Origin of the sequence: Vibrio sp. ED002 (genome assembly GCF_023277445.1) — a bacterium.
GTDB lineage: Bacteria > Pseudomonadota > Gammaproteobacteria > Enterobacterales > Vibrionaceae > Vibrio > Vibrio jasicida.
Genome location: NZ_CP080239.1, coordinates 1,244,517 through 1,262,751, shown reverse-complemented (window position 1 = coordinate 1,262,751; position 18,235 = coordinate 1,244,517). Strand labels below are relative to the sequence as shown.

Genomic DNA, 18,235 nt, shown 5'->3' with positions numbered 1-18,235 from the left:
TTATTTGTTTCATCACGTGCGCGCAATTGTATGAAAAAACGCCATAAGTTGAGTTATATGTGATATAAGTTATAGCTATATCACTAGGTAAATTGGCGAGAATACATAAATTATGAAGCACTCAGATTACAGCCTTATGCCGACCTTCGTGGCGATTGTCGAAGAGAAAAGTTACACCAAGGCGGCGCAACGATTGGGCATTAGCCAATCAGCGGTCAGCCAAGCGGTAGTCAGGCTTCGTGAGATGTTTAACGACGCACTGTTTATACGTGAAAGCCACGGTGTGTCACCGACGGCGTATGCTCTGGATATTTACCCAACGCTCGCCAGTGCAGTTGAAAGTATTGCGTATATGTTGCCTGAACATTCTCGATTTGACCCTGCCCAATGTGATAAGCGTTTTGTGATCTCGTCTTTGAGTGTGTTCGGTTTTACCTTGTTACCAGAGTTGTCTGCAATGATTAGTCATACTGCGCCAAAAGCGATGACACGGATTGAGCCACTCTATAGCATGGACTTAACCAACCTTTTGCGAACTCAGCAATGTGATCTTGTGATTGAGGCACACACTAACTTGCATCCTCATTTACGTTCTCAAGTGTTGATGTCTGATAAGTTGACGGTAACGTGCCGGGCTGACCATCCACGCTTACTAGGCAATACCATTAGCGTGGATGAATATTTAGCAGAAAAGCACGTTACTTTATCTCAACTTGATCAACAAGGAGGGTATTTGACTGGACGTGGGATTAAAGACGAAAAGATATTAGCTCAGCGTGACGTTGCTTGGCAGAGCAGCAGTATTGTAGAAATATTGCCGGTGATACAACGTTGCGACTATATCGCCCTTATGCCTCAAATATTGTTAGAGCAGTACAAAGAGTTGTATCAATTGAAAGCGTTAGAGATCGACTTTCTAAAAGAGCCTATCGATGTTGCCATGTATTGGCATTCATCTCGTACCAACGATCCAAGTCATAAATGGTTGAGAGAACAATGTGTATTGGCAGCGAAGAAGTTTTCAATAAACTATTAAATTTCGACCGTTTTTCATACTAAACCACATAGCAGACTCTTTACTAACAAACTAGACTATATGCATATCCTCACATTTAATAAGGACATCTGTGTATATCGCGGGGTTTGCTTTCCGAAGTGTAAGAACCAAGTTTGTCGTGACGTATTCCGTAATGACGATTTGTTTCGTCCTGATTCTTTTCGCTGTGTTGTACTTTAAAGAGCGGCAACGGATCTTTAGTGTCGCCTTAGAAAACTCCATTCAACTTTCTAACCTCCATTCGGACGTCATCAGCCAAGAGTTGCAACGACATGTGGCGTCATTGCAAACCATTAGTGGTCACCAACGTGTTCAAGAAGGGGATATCGACTTTATTGTCGAAGAGCTTAAGTGGCTCAAAAGCATGTCTAAGAAGTCTGTGATCAATACGCTTTTCGTCGATGAGTATTGGAACCTTATTGATTACAAGGGTAGAGCCATAAAAATCGAGTGGCCGGAATTTGTTGGAGATGCTCGATGGAAGCACGGAGGTTATCACATCACAGCGCCGCACGTTGGCTTACTGGTCAAAACGCCCGTTGTTGCCCTTGGTGTACCTGTGTATGACGAAGCGGATAACTGGAAAGGGATTGTTGGTGTTTCTATTTCCGTAGACTACCTTGCGCAGCGTTTGTCGAAAGTGAAGTTAGGCAACAGCAGCTATGCTTGGATCTCTGATAGCACCGGGACAGTGGTTTCTCATCCCGACAGCTCTCTGATTTTGCACGCCAATATTTTTGAAGGTGAACGAGTTGGTTTTGAAGGCTTTGCTGACATTGCGGTGCAAACCAATTGGGAGAATGTTGGACACGGCCACTACTACGACAGAAAGGTCAATGAAGCCAAGATCGTGACTTTCGCTAAAATCGACACTTTGCCCAATTGGACGCTCTTTGTGACCACGGAAGAGTCTGATATTTTCCTCGATATCAATGAGCTACTGGAAGATGTTGCGATTACTTCATCGGTGGTGATTGTTGTTTTCATGCCTATCGTGTTTTATCTCACCAATTCCATCACAAGGCCGATTTTGGATCTGACGTACGATGTCGAAAACGCAGTGAACAATCATTACACCGCGTTTTCTGGCTACGATTCGAAAGATGAAATAGGTCAGCTTTCCAATGCTTTTAAAAACACCTTTGATGAAATCCATCAGCACAATAGAAAGCTAGAGGAAGTGGTCGCACTCAGAACACAAGAGCTCAATACTGCGAACCAAGAGTTGGCGTACTCGGTCAATTTGCTCAATGCAAATAACCACAAGCTCACTTGGTTGGCCATGCATGATCCACTCACCAACTTATTTAACCGTCGTGCACTGATCACCAAAGTCAACGAGCAGCTTCAAAAGGCACGAGCGCACAGCTGGTCTGTCTCATTGATTTTGCTCGACCTTGACCACTTTAAAGAGGTTAACGACACATTTGGGCATGATGTTGGGGATGACGTACTAAAGCATATTGCTGATTTTCTGGCCCAAACCCCTTTAGAGGAAGGTATGTTGGCACGATGGGGCGGGGAGGAGTTTGTCATCGTCGCTTCCGAGGTATCTTTAGAAAAGGCACTGCAATGGGCACAAAACCGTTTAGAGGCGCTTAAGGATGAAGATTTCAGCCCTGTTTCGAAAGTGACGTTCAGTGCGGGCATTGCCACATTAGGGTTAGAGGACAGTTTTGATGAACTGGTCGCCAGAGCAGACAAGGCGCTCTATGTTGCAAAAAATGCGGGGAGAAACTGTATTAAAACCGAACGAGATACATCGTGAGGTACGTAGTAAAGGTGTATTTCAAACAACAAAATAAGGGCTAGATAGCTAGCCCTGGTTTGTATTTATAATCAGTGATTCGCTAAATAATCAGCGACTTGAGCTCGGTATTTGGCTTTCAGCGCTTCGCTGATGAAGCTCGCATTAATCGCATTGATGGTGAACTGAGCTAGCTCTGGCTTCGTCATCGGGTGTGCATTGCTGACCGCCAAAAAGTTATCCGTCATGTAACCGCCAAAGTAAGCCGGATCATCCGAGTTAATGGTTACCACGACACCTTTACGTAGCAAATCAACAATGTTGTGCTGCTCCATTTCATCAAACACGCAAAGCTTAATGTTCGACAACGGGCACACCGTGAGAGGCATTTTGCTTTCGATAAGCGCTTCGACCAACGATGCATCTTCAACGCAGCGAACACCATGGTCTACTCGACTGACACTTAGCATCTCTAGTGCGTCAACAATATTCTGCGCTGGACCTTCTTCGCCAGCATGAGCAACCGTCAGCAAGCCCGCTTCTTTTGCCTGTTGAAATGCACGCTTAAACTTCTCTGGCGGATGACCAAGCTCGGAAGAATCCAAGCCAACACCAATGATTTTATCTTTATGTTCTAAGATCGATTGCAGCGTTTCGATCGCGCTCTCTTCCGATAGGTGACGTAAGAAGCACGCAATGATTTGAGAGGTGATACCGAGCTTCTCTTGTCCGTCTTGCATGGCGCGAAAAATACCATGAATGACAATATCAAATGCAATACCGCGGTCGGTGTGCGTTTGCGGGTCGAAAAATATCTCAGTATGGATAACGTTGTCGGCTTTGCAGCGTTCTAGATATGCCCAAGTCAAATCATAGAAGTCTTGCTCTGTACGCAGCGCATTTGCCCCTTGGTAATAGATATCGAGAAAAGATTGTAAATCTTCGAACTCGTAGGCTTTACGTAGTGCTTGAGGTGATTCGAATGGGATGTCGATTTGGTTGCGCTTTGCTAGCTCAAACAACAATTCTGGCTCTAGCGAACCTTCTATATGTAAATGTAACTCTACCTTTGGAAGACCTTGAATAAATGCGTTCATAATAAACTCCCACTTTTTCTTATGGTTGTTGTGGGTGCAGTTACTCTAAGAATAGGTATAGATTGGAAAAAATCGAACGCTATTACAAAGAGTAAGATCCACAGTGATCTCAACTCTTCGTAATCAGCACTTTAAGGGAGCTGGTAGAGACCCCCAAACCATATCATTGGGGTTATACGAAGCAAACGGTTGCGATTATACGCAAAAAATCGGGGTTGGCTAGCGTTGTTAGAAAGCAGATGGGTGATAGTAAAATGGAGAAGAAGGTTAGTTTTTCGGGTGTTGTAGAGGTTATTTCATCGCGGGGTGTTTCGGTTCCAGCACACACCGAGCTGTGAATCGAGTATTCAGAGGCTAATTCTGAATGACACCTTGCGAGAAATTTGGTGTTTAATATCGGGTTTCTGTGCGTTGCTCATTGTGAACTGAGAAGGGGTGGCGATACCTTGCACATCGATATTTTTAATAGGTAAGAGTAATGAAAAGAGTATGGAGGGATTTCATTCATTCATTCGTTTAAACATTAAAGATCAAACAATTTATCAAATTCTCTTTGCTCCATAATGTCCTCAATACGTCGGCGTGTTTGTTGTTTTACTGCAGCGGCGTTTTGTTCAGACTCTTTCTTTTCTTGTTCTATTTGTTTTTTACTTTTTCTGGCCATTTGAATACCTTCCTAGTTATTCGCATTACTAATTAATGCATCAAAATAGACTTATTTGATACTAAAACTTCCTAACTTTGAACCTGAGTCACACAGTATTTCACCTGAGTAGCTCTTCTCACAGTATTTAAAATCAATGAGATAACAAGTTGATTGAAGCTTTGGCAGTATATGGCGCCTTAAAATGTCACCGTTAAGTTGATGTATTTTGGCGTTCCAAGAAATGTCGGGTTGTTTTAAACGGAATTCAATTTCTAACATCTACTCTCCTGTTTCTTTGTGATTTTTTCTTTATTTGATAATTGATACCAGTGTCGTTGACGACCAGTTCTTCTAGACATAATTTTTCCTAATTTTAAGTAAGTGATATACCAACGATTACAATAGTGTTCTAACGATAGATACAGTGTGCTAGTGATGGATATCATGTCCGCAACCCATTTATTTTAGGCAGCAGAAGACCGAGCAAAATTTTATCGAATATTGCTGAGTGTTAAGTGTGAGGAATTTTTGAAGGGGGAGGAGAGTTTGGTGCAGCAAGGAGATGCTGCACCAAGAAAAGCTATCTTATAGAGGAGTAACTTCAGTCGCTTGAGGACCTTTTTTACCGTCTTCTACATTGAAGCTTACTTTCTGACCTTCAGTCAAAGTTTTGAAACCGTCAGAAACGATAGCGTTGAAGTGTACGAATACATCTTGGCCGCCGTTGTCTTGAGATAGGAAACCAAAACCTTTAGTTTCGTTAAACCATTTTACTGAACCAGTTACTTTAGACATAAAAACCTCTGAATTTAAACAATAATATACGAGTTTTAGTGGATCTTTTTTAAGCTATTGAATGTGCAATCAAGAGGAAGTTTTACGCAGGTGTCTGAATTAAGGGATTCAAGAATTTACTGAGAGGGAACTTAAACTAAATGTAGCATTAACAGCTCTCTTCTAAGAGCCAGCCATCACTATACAGCGTGTTTAAAAAATAGCTACCATTATTTTTAATTTATTTTTGTTCGAAAAAATCGATGGAGTAGAACAACTCCATCCACTCATGATTTTCTCCCGCCCTTTCTACAATGGAACCATACCAATAAGGGAGGCAAGATTATGAGTACATTGAGAGAGATTCGTCAGGTTATTCGTTCACACGCAACCGCGGATGGTGATGGTGTAAAGATTCGTCGAGTTGCCGGATTCAACAATGCCAGCTTTTCTCCTTTTTTGATGGTGGATGAACTGAAGTCTGATCAGCAAGCGGATTATGTTGGTGGCTTTCCACCACATCCTCACCGCGGCATAGAAACGCTAACGTACATGATGAAGGGCCATTTCCAGCATCGCGACCATATGAACAATGTTGGTGAACTTCGATCCGGTGGAGCCCAATGGATGGCCGCAGGGCGTGGCGTTATTCATAGTGAAATGCCAATCATGCAAGATGGCGCTTTGCATGGATTTCAGATTTGGATTAACCAGCCAGCGCGCAACAAAATGACGCCAGCGCAATACCATGATTTTCAACCTGAAACGATCACTGAGTATCACCAAGAAACACAAGGTTTGGTGAGAGTGTTGTCCGGCGATCTGAATATAAATGGTGAAGTGATTCGAGGTCCACTGGATAAAACCGGTGTGCCCGTTACGGTTGCTGATTGGCGTTCTGCCGCCGGGGACTGTTTAAATCTTATAACGCCCTCGCATCACAACATGATGGTGTATGCCTACAAAGGCAACGTAAGTCTTAGTGACCGTGTTGTTAAGCAGGGGGAAATGGCCTTGTTGTCTCAAGGTGATACGGCTGAGTTAAACGCGAATGAGGCTAGCGGTGCGCTTATCTTCATCGGTGAGCCGATTGATGAACCAGTTGTACACTATGGTCCTTTTGTAATGAACAGCATCGAAGAAATCGAACAAGCGATTCAAGATTACAACGCAGGTTTATTCGAGACTTATTAAACCGTAAGGAAAACATGCTGTTTGGCCGCTCAGCAAGATGGAAAAAGCGCACAATGATTTGGAACTCCCTTATTGAGTTCAACTGCAAGCAAAGACGATATCCACTGCCATCGAATTTGCAACAGCCACGCCTAGTCGGTGTGGCTTTTTTTATCTGTTTAGTTTTTGATTCATGCTACCTAGTTCCTAATTTTGTTCCAGCGCTCAATGGCGTGTTGACCAAATTCAATGCCAAGCTCATAAGCTTTACGTAGTGGCTCTGGAGAGCGGCTTAAGCGCTTAAGTTTAAAACCTTCCGGAGGGCAAATCTGGATGATCTCAACACCTGCTGGTGGATTCTCTATTAATTCCAAAGACTGGTTATAACGAACGTGGCGAGTGAGCATTGGCTCGACCAACGCAGGGTGATCTTTCAATAGACGCGCGGTGAGTTTTTCAAACTTTGGTTTGGATTTTCGATAACTTACAGGTCTGCTCCGTAAGACCATGATTTTGGTCGCCCCGCGCTTGATGGCTTCTGCGACAGGAATAGCGTCGGCGACCCCACCATCGACATATTTTATCCCTTTCAACGCGACACCGTTGCGATACAAAATAGGTAATGCGCTGCTTGCCTTCATTGTTTCCGCGAGCATATCAATTGTTGGGGTTAAGTACTCTGCTTGTCCGTTGTCTTGGCGAGTGACACCTAAAAAGAAAGGGCGAGCATCAGCAGACAGTACCGCTCTATCTATATCGAGTTCTCTGAGCGTGATGTCCCACATCCAATCTAAATCCATCATGTCTCCGCCACGCACAAGCTGCGTTGGAGAGATAAATTCATTACGTAGGCTGTAATCGAGATAAATTTTAAGGTTTCGCCCCGGCATATTTGCAAGGTAAGCCGCTAGATTGCTTGCTCCCGCAGATACCCCCCAAAAGCTATCAAAGGGTGAGAAGTTATTAGCCATGAAGTGATCGAGTATGCCGCAGGAAAATACGCCGCGCATTGCGCCGCCTTCTACGATGAGAGCGCGAGAGCCAACTTGTTCCATCCTTGCCATCCGTTTTGATTGTTATGATTTGGGATATCAGGCTTCTAGAGTAACGGATCTAATTCATATACCCAAATCGCCCTTAGGCCAAGCGTTGTTGGTTCGTGGACCTCTGCCTTATCTTGGATACTTCTGTGTTAGCTTGATGAACTTTTAATTTATGTTATAACATAACAATTATTATAAAATATATTGGGTGGCATAAATGTTTTGTGAGGTGGGTAATGGGCGATATCGACGCGGTTATTAAGCATGTAGAGAAAATCTGTAAAGCTCGAGGCAAGCAACTGACATCAAAAAGGAAGCTCGTCTTAAAAGCACTGGTTCATTCTAACAAAGCGTTGTCAGCGTATGAGTTGATGGACTATTGCAAAACGCATTTTGATCAAAATATTCAGGCCATGTCGGTTTATCGTATTTTGGATTTCCTTGAAAGTGAACATTTGGCGCACAAGCTAAAGGTCTCTAATAAGTACATTGTCTGTTCTCATATCCTGTGCGACCACGAACATGGTATCCCTCAATTTCTGATTTGCTCTAAATGCGACAAAATCAGCGAGCAAACCATCGATCCTGCCATGATTACTGGCCTTCAATCGAATGCGCGACAAGAAGGTTTTACGGTTATCAGCCCTCAATTGGAAATCAGTTGTGTCTGCGACGATTGTGTCAAATAGAGGTGTGAGCTCACTCTACCTACCATGAGCGCACAAAACTCACTTTGTGCGTCATTCATTTTTTCATCCCTAACAAAAAGGAACCGGCGAAACGTCATGCCTGCAACGCTGATTAAGAATGCCCGTGTGGTAAATGAAGGAACGATTACAGAAACAGATTTGCGGATTGTCGATCAGCAAATTGAAACCATAGGAAAGGATATTATGGTTCGTCCAGGTGATGCAGTTATTGATGCGAGAGGCTGTTATTTGATCCCAGGAATGATTGATGACCAAGTGCATTTTCGTGAGCCAGGCTTAACCCATAAAGGCTCGATAGCGACAGAATCTCGTGCAGCGGTCGCGGGTGGTATTACCAGTTACATGGAAATGCCGAACGTAAACCCAGCGACAACCACAATTGATGCATTAGAGCGGAAGTTTGCAATTGCCGAGAACAACTCACTTGCAAATTACTCGTTTTACCTCGGTGCGACAGAAGACAATCTGGACCAAATTAAGTTGCTCGACCCAAGTAAGCATTGTGGTGTAAAAGTCTTTATGGGTGCTTCAACAGGGGATTTATTAGTTGAAGCGCCGCAAGCTTTGGACGCGATTTTCCGTGATTCGCCTGTGTTAATTGTCACCCATTGTGAAAGCGGGCCTAACATTGCTCAAAACAAGCAAAGGTTGCTGCAAAAAAAGTCGGAACTCACAATAGAAGATCACCCAGTGTTACGTGATGACGAAGCTTGCTATGCCTCCTCTTCTTACGCGGTTGAGTTAGCGAGAAAACACCATAGCCAACTGCATGTTTTACACATTACCACCGCAAAAGAACTTGCCTTGTTTGAGGCTGGCTCCATTCAAAATAAGAACATCACAGCAGAAGCTTGTGTTCACCATCTCTGGTTTAGCAATGAGGATTATGCGGAGCGTGGGAACCAAATTAAATGTAACCCAGCAGTGAAATACCCAAGCGATCGTGAAGCGCTTCTAAAGGCATTAAGCACAGGCCAGATTGATATTATCGCGACGGACCATGCACCACACACTTGGGAAGAAAAGCAAGTCCCTTACGACCAAGCACCTGCTGGCTTACCTTTGGTACAGCACGCACTACTGACGCTGTTTGATCAAGTGAGTCGTGGCCACATGACGATGGAGCAAGTCGTAGAGAAAACCGCTCACAACCCAGCGATTCGTTATGGTGTTCAACAGCGCGGTTTTATTCGTGAAGGCTACTTTGCTGATTTGGTTCTTGTTGATGCAGCAGTACCAACGCCGGTGACGAACGAGAACAGCTTGTATCACTGCGGATGGTCACCGTTTGCTGGGCATACATTCTCATCACAAATCAAAACAACGTGGGTGAACGGCGGTGTGGTTTATGCTAACCAACGAGTGATTGAACCAAAGGAATATGGCATGCGACTGTCATTTGAACGTCGGTGCTAGGTTTATCTCTGGGCTGATTTTTGACCTTCATTTTTGAAAGCTTATTTGTACTCCCTGTTTTTTAAACCTGATTTGTAGAAGCTGTAATGCTTGAAGTTAGACGTTGTAGTTTGAGTGTTTAATAAGACGCCGAATAAAGAGAAATCAATATGTTAAGAAGAAATCCAACAGGTCACATGCCGGAAGTGTCGGAAAATGCATTCATCGATCCGACTGCTATTATCTGTGGCAAAGTGATCATTGAAGATAACGTTTTTATTGGTCCTTATGCGGTGATTCGGGCTGATGAAGTCAATGAACAAGGCGATATGGAAGCCATCGTGATTAAGCGTGATACCAATATTCAAGACGGTGTGGTTATTCACTCGAAAGCTGGCGCTGCCGTGACCATTGGCGAGCGTTCTTCTATTGCGCACCGTTCCATTATTCATGGGCCTTGTGAAGTGAGTGACGATGTTTTTATCGGCTTCAACTCGGTCGTCTTTAACGCCGTGATTGGCGCAGGTTGCGTGATTCGTCATAACTGTGTGGTGGATGGTCTAGACTTGCCAGAGCATTTCCATGTACCACCGATGACCAATATCGGCGCTGATTTTGACTTGAATAGCATCTCGAAAGTGCCACCAGAATATTCGGCGTTTTCGGAGTCTGTTGTATCTGCCAACCATGAGTTGGTTCAAGGTTATAGGAGAATCGCCAATGAGCTCTGATAATCAACCTATTTTAGGGGTACCAACCAACATTATTACTGGTTTTCTCGGAGTGGGAAAAACTTCGGCGATTCTGAATTTAATGGCGAATAAGCCAGCGAATGAACGCTGGGCGGTGTTGGTCAATGAGTTTGGTGAAATTGGTGTGGATGGCAGCTTGGTTCAAGGCCAGCACAGTGGGCAGCAACAAGTTTTCATCCGTGAAGTCCCAGGTGGTTGCATGTGCTGCGCTGCCGGTTTGCCAATGCAAATCGCGCTAAACCAACTGCTTAATGAAGCGAAGCCAGACCGCCTGCTGATTGAGCCAACTGGGCTTGGTCATCCAAAAGAAGTATTGCAAGTACTGTCGACGCAGCATTACCGAACCATATTATCATTGCAAAAGAACATTACGTTGGTGGATGCGCGTAAGCTTTCTGATGCTCGTTACACCGACCATGAGACCTTTAACCAACAAATTGCCATTGCCGATACCGTGGTGGGTAACAAACTCGATCTGTATCAAGAGGGCGATTCGGAAAAACTAAAGGCGTATGTTGAAAATGTTAGTCGTCCGAACACGAAGGTGATTTTTGCGCAGCATGGTGTGATTCCATTTGCCGAGTTCGAAGGGAATACCACTATTCATGAGAATCCTCCTCATCATCACCATCATCATGCGAATGAAAAGCCATTGGTTTCTGAGATGCCCATGCCAGAGAGTGGCTTGCTGAAAGCGATGAATGAAGGTGAAGGCTTTCAAAGCGTTGGTTGGCGATTCTCTCCTGAGAAAGTGTTTGATCGCCAGCAGCTCATCGTATTATTGGTTGATCTACAAGTAGAACGTATGAAAGCGGTCTTCATCACCAATAGCGGCATTTTTGGTTACAACCTTACTCCTGATGGTTTAACGGAAGTGGAACTGGATGACTGTGCAGAAAGCCGAATCGAATTGATTGCCGATAGGATTGATGAGCAATTTGAAGACAAGCTTCTCGCCTGCGAAATGCGATAGAATCACATAACTTGGGCGTTAAACCTGATAAGGTTCAACGCTCTTCTTTGTTTTTCCTCTCTTCTTCCTTTTTCTCTTTTTCTGACGATCTATCCTGACTTTTCAAAAATGCCTTTCTCTGCAATTCATGCGGCTCATCGGGCAATGTGCTTTTAACATCATTTATTTTCCGCATTGACATTGTTTGATTGTCAAACTAAATTAAAGTCAAATAATTTGATAATCAAACTAAAATTGGAAGGTAAGTGTCGCAATGGCTGTATCGCAACATTCACATGATTTCGTTTCTCACAACCAAAAGGGTGAAAAACGCACGCTCTACGTATTGATTCTAACCGTGACCACTATGGTGGTGGAGATTGCTGCCGGAACCATGTTTGGTTCAATGGCATTGCTGGCAGATGGTTGGCACATGGGCACACACGCAGCGGCATTTTGTATTACTCTCTTTGCTTACCGCTACGCGAAACAAAATGCGCACAATGACCGCTTCTCATTTGGTACGGGTAAAGTCAGTGTACTTGGCGGTTTTACCAGTGCGATTGCGTTGGGGATTGTGGCACTGATGATGATGGTCGAATCGATTCATCGTCTCTTTAATCCAGAGAGTATCCAATTTAACGAGGCGATCATGGTCGCGGTGATTGGTTTAGTGGTGAACCTTGCAAGCATGCTACTTTTGCAAGATCACCATCATCATGGGCATGACCATCACGATCACGAACATCATCACGACCACAACTTAACCGCTGCGTATTTCCACGTGCTAGCGGATACATTGACGTCTTTGTTGGCGATTGTGGCGCTGATTGTCGGTAAGTTTTACGGCTGGGTGTGGTTAGATGCCATGATGGGCATTGTTGGTGCTGTTGTGATTGGTAAATGGACGTTGGGCTTGATGAAGCAAACCGCGCCAGTACTTTTGGATGAGAGTATCGATAAGAACTATCGTAAAGAGATAAGAAAGTCTTTAGATCCGTATGCGGAGGTTGTCGACTTACATATCTGGAAAGTCAGTGGTCATCATTATTCTGCGGCGATTGCATTGAAGAACAAGAGTGATAAAACACTGGATGAATTTAAGCAAATACTGGCTAAGTTTGATAAGATTCATCATCTTACTTTGGAAGTTCAAACGACTGAGTGATGCGCGAATTAGAAAAGCTGAATCAAACGCTTACCGAGTTTTATGACAAAATGTCTTCTTGGGAGCAATCTGTAGTGAAAGGCACTGGTTATTCACTGGCTCAAATCCACACGATTGAAGTGTTGGGTGGGCATGGTGCACTGCGTATGAAAGAACTGGCGGAGAAGCTGGGGATTACGACCGGTACATTGACGGTTCAAATTGAAAAACTAGTGAAGGCGGGGTTGATTGAACGTTGTCCTCATCCAGAAGACCGCCGTGCTATTGTCGTGAAGTTAACACCGAGTGGCGAAGAAATTCACCACCACCACAATCAGCTGCATCTAGATTTGGTTCAGGACTTAACGCGTAATATCGACCCCGAGCATCAAGCCATTCTGTTTGCGTGCTTGCAGAAAATGAACAGAGAGTTTTGATTAGGCTTTTCGTTTCCTAACACAAACCCTGAACACCAAATTACAAAAAGTAGAGCACCGAAGTGCTCTACTTTTTTATAAGCTCGATAGAATTTGTTCGATTGGCAGTTGTGTAAATGCGTACGTCACGCCAACACAGAATGCAGAACCGGTAATACCGATTCCAACAGTTGTTGCGAGTAAGAGAAGCGTAATTTTAGGCATTAGAGGCTAAACTCCTTTTTGAAGGTAGGGTACATCACCCCATTTGCTTCTTGATAAGTTTTAAAACCATAACCGAATGCTAGTGCTGCCATAACAATGGCAAATGCTGCAATATTTCTTCCTTTCATCCCTAAACTCTCAACTGTTGGAGGCAAAGTGACAACCACTCTGCCCATTGCGTTTCTATCGTTTATTGATCTTGGATGCTCAATTATTGGTTAAAGCACACGAACAGAACCCACGCTGTTGCCAGCACAAGTAGTGGTGTAAATACTTTTTGAATTGATGCACCATCGGTCAAATCGTAAATCACGATCGACTCTTTATAGAATGCGCGTTTGAATGAACTAAAGCTGATTTCATTTTTTACATCAGATTGCTCGTAGCGTTGACGCGCAGAGTCTGCCATTTGAGATTCAAGATCTTGCATCTCATATTCTTTGTTAAAAAATGCATCCCACGCCGAAATGCGAGCAATAGCTTTTGGTGAGCGATTGCCCTTTAGTTTTTCTAGACGCTTAGCGTATGCAGCTTGATATTTATCCACGATAAATTCCTACATGAATAGACTGTTATGCAGAACACAGCTTGAGATGTTCTGCTCAGTGGTTGTAAAAGCAAAAAATGGGAAATTAAAGGTGTACTTTCACATATAAAGATTGGGATTAATCGGTATGCAGCATCTGATTGTTAAAGAGCGAAAGGAATGTCATCCCTTGTGTTGCGGATAATATGGGCTGCTCTTGGATGCGACAAACAAAAATAATTAGTGAGAACCACAAGCAATTTTTGTTGCGGACTTTTCCATTCTGAGCATCGCGGAGCATTTAATATGGATAAATGCTAAGTCTACCAAGGGCTTGAGGTGCGTTTCTTCGTGGGTGTTTTTTAAGCACTTGTGGTGAAGAAAGTTCATAACTGCTAATTATAAATACATCAAAAAGCGATATTATTTTTCTCGTTGGAGTAGTTATATAAGATTGGGAATTTTGATTTTCTCATGCAATCCGCCGCAGTCTTTACTCCTTCTTTCACTCAATCCGTGGTATTTCCCCCCTCCATGGATGATATCCGGATTGAGTGTCTTTTTTGGAAAACGATAAGAAAAGAGTTATGGAACAACAGCAGTTTAGAACCTTGAAGCGCCACCTAAATAACTTAACGTTATCGCAATTAAATGAAATTGATAGGCTGATTAAAAATGCAAATAGATAGGAAGGAGCGGTAGAACTTAGCGAAGAAGAGCGCCAATTTATCCATGGTTTGTTTACCAAAGAGACATCAACGCCTTCTTATTCATAGTACGACACCACAAGCGGTTTATTCGTTAGTGTTGCTGCCATTTTTTGCTTGTACAATCAGGCTCGCGAGTTGTGCAAAACCAAACCCACCGTATTCAGAAGTAAGATATTTCGGCTGATGCGTTAAGCTATCTAATAACGGGCGAATATTCTTTACGCCGAAAGTCACGGGTAACCATTCAAACATCCCTTCATCATTTAATGAATCTCCTACGTACGTCACTCGATTCAAATTGGGTAACGTCCCCTGATTAAATTGCTTAATGTAGGCTTCGCTGCTGCTTCGTTTGCTGTGGCTTCCTATCCAAGCATTGATATGAATGGAGCTTAGGGTCGCGTTGACTGGGTTAGATTCTACGTTAAGATGCAAAATACGGTTGAGGATCTCCATCGTAATTGAAGCCGCGACAGGGGAACGATCTTGGGCAATGTTGACCGCTACATCGCAGAACCGAAAGCTCTGATCTTGGCTTAACTCAACTTCAGAATACTCCGTCAAAATGCCCTTTATAGTTTCTTGCAATGTGCGTTGCTCTTTGCGCATCACTTCCGCTGGGCGCGCAAAGGTAGTTCTGAATCCTGCGGCGTCTTTTCTCATCCAAAAAGCGCCGTTTTCACCTATGATCCCATGCAGCGGCCACATCTTTGCCATTTGGTCACACCAACCAGCGCATGCGCCTGTTACAGCGACCACTTTTACACCCACGCGCTCTAGCTCTGCGAGCGCAATTAAAGTGTCTGGCGGCAGCTTTCCTTGCCAAGTTAATGTGTCGTCTACGTCGGTCAACAACCATTCAATGTTTCTCAGATACTCTGTATTGAGCTCTGATAGTGGACTAGGCATTCACCACTCCTCGTTGTGTCTGTTTGTCATCTATCGTACTTTTAACTGGCGTTGATAATGCCGCTTTGAGTGAGCAATCAATGCGCTTTTCGGTATTGGCATTAAATAAGTGAAGGTGCTTGGGTTTGATATCTAAACCGAGTTTGTCCCCGATTTGAATCGGCGTATGTCCCTCAACTCGAACAACCAGCTTTTGTGAATCACCGCCTTCTGTGCGGCAGTAGAGCAACAAGTCAGCACCGAGCGATTCAATCAATTCGACCTCTACCTGCAACCATGGGTTATCTTGGCTGATTTGTAAATGCTCCGGGCGAAGCCCCAGTTTTACTTCACCTAGATTTAAGTTTGTTGTGGATGCAGGGAGCAGTGCGTTACCGATAGTAATGCCGTCGACACTAACATTGCCATCCAAGATGTTCATGGATGGTGAACCAATAAAGGTCGCGACAAACAGAGAAGCAGGGTTGTCGTATATCTCTAGCGGTGTACCCACTTGTTCTACATTGCCTTTGTTGAGCACCACGAGTTTGTCCGCGAGAGTCATGGCTTCTACTTGGTCGTGGGTAACGTAGACCGATGTAGTTCCGAGGCGACGTTGCAGCTTCTTAATTTCCAAACGCATTTGAACACGCAATTTGGCGTCTAAGTTAGATAGAGGCTCATCAAACAAGAACACCTTTGGTTCACGTACAATTGCACGCCCCATCGCGACACGCTGACGTTGCCCGCCAGATAATTGCCCCGGTTTTCGGTCGAGTAGATGATCCAACTCCAGCATCTTTGCTGCTTCGTGAACTAATCGCTCGATTTCCGCTTTTGGTGTTTTGCGGTTGCGCAGACCATAAGCCATGTTGTTGTACACCGTCATGTGTGGGTACAAGGCGTAGTTCTGGAATACCATAGCAATGTCGCGTTCACCCGGTTCGAGATCGTTGACGACTGTGGTGTCGATCTTGAGCTCACCAGAGCTGATTTCTTCTAGACCCGCAATCATGCGAAGTAAGGTGGATTTACCACAGCCACTTGGGCCAACCAATACGACCATTTCACCGTCGCAGATATCAAGATTGAGTTTTTGGATCGCCTGATAGCCGTTCGGATAACATTTAGCGATATTAGAAAGAGTTAACGTGGACATTTATTTCTCCGAATCTACCAGACCTTTAACAAAGGCTTTTTGCATTGCAATTACCACAATCACGGGTGGCAACATGGCGATAATGGTGGTGGCCATAATTTTGTTCCATTCCACAACACCATCAACTACTCCAAGCATCTGTTTAATGCCCATCACGATGGTGTAGTACTGCACGTCAGTGGTGATCAGCAGTGGCCATAGATATTGGTTCCAGCCGTAAATGAAAGTGATGACGAACAGTGCGGCGATGTTGGTACGCGACAGAGGCAACAAGATATCGAAGAAGAACTTGATTGGTCCTGCGCCATCAATGCGTGCTGCTTCCACTAACTCATTCGGTACCGTTAAAAAGAACTGACGGAACAAGAAAGTAGCGGTCGCACTGGCAATCAGCGGAATGGTTAAGCCGTAAAATGAGTTGAGCATGTTGAGGTTCGTAATCACCTCAAACGTCGGCATGATGCGAACTTCTACGGGTAACATCAGCGTGAAGAAAATCATCCAGAACGCCAGCATTCGCCCCGGAAAACGGAAGAACACCACTGCATACGCTGACATGATGGAAATGCTCAACTTACCGATGGTAATGCACATCGCCATAATGAAAGAGTTCAGCAGCATGCTGCCAATCGGCAAAGTATTGTTGTTGTACTGAGTGTCGTTACTCAACAAGTCAGTAAATACACTAAAACCCAAATCTCCAAACCAAAGTGGAGTGCCAGTAGCGAATGCGCTGTTTTCATGGGTAGCGGCTACGATTGCAATCCAAACCGGAAGCGCAATCGAAATGATGCCAAGAATCAAAATGACATGGCAAAACAGATTAAAAAACGGTCTTCTTTCTACCATCAGTACGCCACCTTCTTCTCAACATACTTAAATTGAATCACAGTCAGGGACGCAACCAAGATCATCAGGAGCACGGACTGTGCGGCCGATGAACCTAAATCCAGCCCGATAAAGCCATCGTTATAGACTTTGTAAACCAAGGTCGATGTGCTGTTGCTCGGGCCGCCTTGTGTCATCGCGTGGATGATGGCAAACGTATCAAAGAACGCATAAACAAAATTCACGACCAACAAGAAAAAGCTGGTTGGTGAAATCAGCGGGAAGCTAATGGTGATAAAGCGTTTGATCGGACCGCTACCATCAATGGCCGCGGCTTCGTGCAAAGACTTCGGCACGGATTGAAGTGCTGCTAAGAAGAACAGGAAGTTGTAGCTGATTTGCTTCCACGTCGAGGTGATGATCACCATCCACATCGCATGAGTGCCATTGAGCGTTGGATTCCAGTCTACGCCAAACAGGTTCAACAATTCGGTCATCACACCGATGGTTGGATCGAATAAAAATAGCCATAGTGAACCCGCAACAACCGGAGCGACCGCATAAGGCCAAATCAAGAAGGTGCGATACATGGTTGCGCCACGGATGATCTGTTCGGCGAAAGCGGAAAGAACGAGTGCGCTGACCAACGCGAGCACCGCAACGCTGATGCTAAATTGCAGCGTGGTCATTAACGAATCTAGGTAAAGGGGATCATGGATGAGCTTTTCAAAGTTCTCCAAGCCCACAAACTCACGGCTCATGCCGAAAGCATCTTCAAGTTGAGAAGATTGGAAAATGGCTTGTCCTGCCGGCCAGATGAAGAACACCAAGGTGATCACCAACTGAGGTGCGATCAGCGCAACCGGAAGCCATTTGTGTTTAAAAACAACAGGTGAGGACATACAAATACCAAAGTAAAACAGGCAAGGTGTGTGAACGAATTCCCCACCCAAGATGGGCGGGGAGAGTGCGTATCTGAGCGGTTATTCG

The 18,235-nt window shown here is 44.3% G+C and carries 21 protein-coding genes and 1 riboswitch; of the genes, 9 read left to right on the top strand and 12 right to left on the bottom strand.

The window, feature by feature from the left end:
* The first annotated feature begins 112 nt into the window (after positions 1-112).
* Complete coding sequence (locus tag ITG12_RS22285) at positions 113-1,036, top strand: LysR family transcriptional regulator (protein ID WP_248874042.1); 924 nt, start codon at positions 113-115, stop codon at positions 1,034-1,036.
* Between the two features lie 154 nt (positions 1,037-1,190).
* Positions 1,191-2,825, top strand: a complete 1,635-nt coding sequence (locus tag ITG12_RS22280) for a diguanylate cyclase (protein ID WP_248874040.1) — start codon at positions 1,191-1,193, stop codon at positions 2,823-2,825.
* Between the two features lie 71 nt (positions 2,826-2,896).
* On the opposite strand, the gene ITG12_RS22275 is transcribed toward ITG12_RS22280, so the two are convergent.
* The 4 genes from ITG12_RS22275 to ITG12_RS22260 all read right to left on the bottom strand — a co-directional run bounded on the left by ITG12_RS22275 (position 2,897) and on the right by ITG12_RS22260 (position 5,342).
* A complete protein-coding gene (locus ITG12_RS22275) occupies positions 2,897-3,901 on the bottom strand; it encodes an adenosine deaminase (protein ID WP_248874038.1) in 1,005 nt (334 codons plus the stop codon).
* 100 nt (positions 3,902-4,001) lie between these two features.
* Positions 4,002-4,101: riboswitch (purine riboswitch) on the bottom strand.
* Between the two features lie 323 nt (positions 4,102-4,424).
* Entirely contained in the window at positions 4,425-4,565 is a 141-nt protein-coding gene (locus tag ITG12_RS22270; protein WP_038865151.1) for a hypothetical protein, read from the bottom strand.
* Positions 4,566-4,616: 51 nt separating this feature from the next.
* A complete protein-coding gene (locus ITG12_RS22265; protein WP_038865152.1) occupies positions 4,617-4,826 on the bottom strand; it encodes a hypothetical protein in 210 nt (69 codons plus the stop codon).
* Between the two features lie 306 nt (positions 4,827-5,132).
* Positions 5,133-5,342, bottom strand: a complete 210-nt coding sequence (locus ITG12_RS22260; RefSeq protein ID WP_042606279.1) for a cold-shock protein — start codon at positions 5,340-5,342, stop codon at positions 5,133-5,135.
* 324 nt (positions 5,343-5,666) lie between these two features.
* On the opposite strand from ITG12_RS22260, the gene ITG12_RS22255 reads away from it, so the two are divergent.
* Entirely contained in the window at positions 5,667-6,515 is an 849-nt protein-coding gene (locus ITG12_RS22255) for a pirin family protein (protein WP_038876770.1), read from the top strand.
* A 179-nt stretch (positions 6,516-6,694) separates the two neighbouring features.
* Here ITG12_RS22255 and ITG12_RS22250 read toward each other — a convergent pair whose 3' ends face one another.
* Complete coding sequence (locus ITG12_RS22250; RefSeq protein WP_038876767.1) at positions 6,695-7,549, bottom strand: patatin family protein; 855 nt, start codon at positions 7,547-7,549, stop codon at positions 6,695-6,697.
* A gap of 224 nt (positions 7,550-7,773) precedes the next feature.
* On the opposite strand from ITG12_RS22250, the gene ITG12_RS22245 reads away from it, so the two are divergent.
* The 6 genes from ITG12_RS22245 (at position 7,774) to ITG12_RS22220 (ending at position 12,930) form a co-directional block, all read left to right on the top strand.
* Positions 7,774-8,226: a transcriptional repressor gene (locus ITG12_RS22245; protein WP_038865157.1), complete on the top strand. Its 453-nt coding sequence runs from the start codon at positions 7,774-7,776 to the stop codon at positions 8,224-8,226.
* Positions 8,227-8,322: 96 nt separating this feature from the next.
* Positions 8,323-9,663: a dihydroorotase gene (locus ITG12_RS22240; RefSeq protein WP_248874036.1), complete on the top strand. Its 1,341-nt coding sequence runs from the start codon at positions 8,323-8,325 to the stop codon at positions 9,661-9,663.
* 149 nt (positions 9,664-9,812) lie between these two features.
* Positions 9,813-10,373 (top strand): carbonate dehydratase, encoded by a 561-nt coding sequence (locus ITG12_RS22235; protein WP_042606275.1) that lies wholly within the window; start codon positions 9,813-9,815, stop codon positions 10,371-10,373.
* Positions 10,363-11,367: a GTP-binding protein gene (locus tag ITG12_RS22230; protein ID WP_038876761.1), complete on the top strand. Its 1,005-nt coding sequence runs from the start codon at positions 10,363-10,365 to the stop codon at positions 11,365-11,367. The genes ITG12_RS22235 and ITG12_RS22230 overlap by 11 nt, the downstream gene beginning before the upstream one ends.
* A 253-nt stretch (positions 11,368-11,620) precedes the next feature.
* Complete coding sequence (dmeF, locus tag ITG12_RS22225; RefSeq protein ID WP_248874034.1) at positions 11,621-12,514, top strand: CDF family Co(II)/Ni(II) efflux transporter DmeF; 894 nt, start codon at positions 11,621-11,623, stop codon at positions 12,512-12,514.
* On the top strand, positions 12,514-12,930 hold the full coding sequence (locus ITG12_RS22220; RefSeq protein ID WP_038876756.1) for a MarR family transcriptional regulator: 417 nt from the start codon (positions 12,514-12,516) through the stop codon (positions 12,928-12,930). Before dmeF ends, ITG12_RS22220 begins: the two co-directional genes overlap by 1 nt.
* Positions 12,931-13,005: 75 nt before the next feature.
* Here the strand turns inward: ITG12_RS22220 and ITG12_RS27740 are convergent, their stop codons facing one another.
* From ITG12_RS27740 to ugpA, 7 genes are all read right to left on the bottom strand, one after another.
* On the bottom strand, positions 13,006-13,134 hold the full coding sequence (locus ITG12_RS27740; protein WP_038865164.1) for a hypothetical protein: 129 nt from the start codon (positions 13,132-13,134) through the stop codon (positions 13,006-13,008).
* Positions 13,134-13,310, bottom strand: a complete 177-nt coding sequence (locus ITG12_RS22215; RefSeq protein WP_155396650.1) for a hypothetical protein — start codon at positions 13,308-13,310, stop codon at positions 13,134-13,136. The genes ITG12_RS27740 and ITG12_RS22215 overlap by 1 nt, the downstream gene beginning before the upstream one ends.
* A gap of 35 nt (positions 13,311-13,345) precedes the next feature.
* Positions 13,346-13,681: a hypothetical protein gene (locus ITG12_RS22210; RefSeq protein WP_038865166.1), complete on the bottom strand. Its 336-nt coding sequence runs from the start codon at positions 13,679-13,681 to the stop codon at positions 13,346-13,348.
* A 773-nt stretch (positions 13,682-14,454) separates the two neighbouring features.
* Positions 14,455-15,279, bottom strand: a complete 825-nt coding sequence (locus ITG12_RS22205; RefSeq protein ID WP_038876750.1) for an HAD-IIB family hydrolase — start codon at positions 15,277-15,279, stop codon at positions 14,455-14,457.
* Complete coding sequence (locus tag ITG12_RS22200; RefSeq protein ID WP_248874032.1) at positions 15,272-16,417, bottom strand: sn-glycerol-3-phosphate import ATP-binding protein UgpC; 1,146 nt, start codon at positions 16,415-16,417, stop codon at positions 15,272-15,274. Before ITG12_RS22200 ends, ITG12_RS22205 begins: the two co-directional genes overlap by 8 nt.
* Positions 16,418-17,266: a sn-glycerol-3-phosphate ABC transporter permease UgpE gene (ugpE, locus tag ITG12_RS22195; RefSeq protein ID WP_248874030.1), complete on the bottom strand. Its 849-nt coding sequence runs from the start codon at positions 17,264-17,266 to the stop codon at positions 16,418-16,420.
* Positions 17,266-18,147 carry a sn-glycerol-3-phosphate ABC transporter permease UgpA gene (gene ugpA, locus ITG12_RS22190; protein ID WP_248874028.1) on the bottom strand — a complete coding sequence of 294 codons (882 nt, stop codon included), beginning with the start codon at positions 18,145-18,147 and terminating at the stop codon, positions 17,266-17,268. The genes ugpE and ugpA overlap by 1 nt, the downstream gene beginning before the upstream one ends.
* Positions 18,148-18,235: the final 88 nt, after the last annotated feature.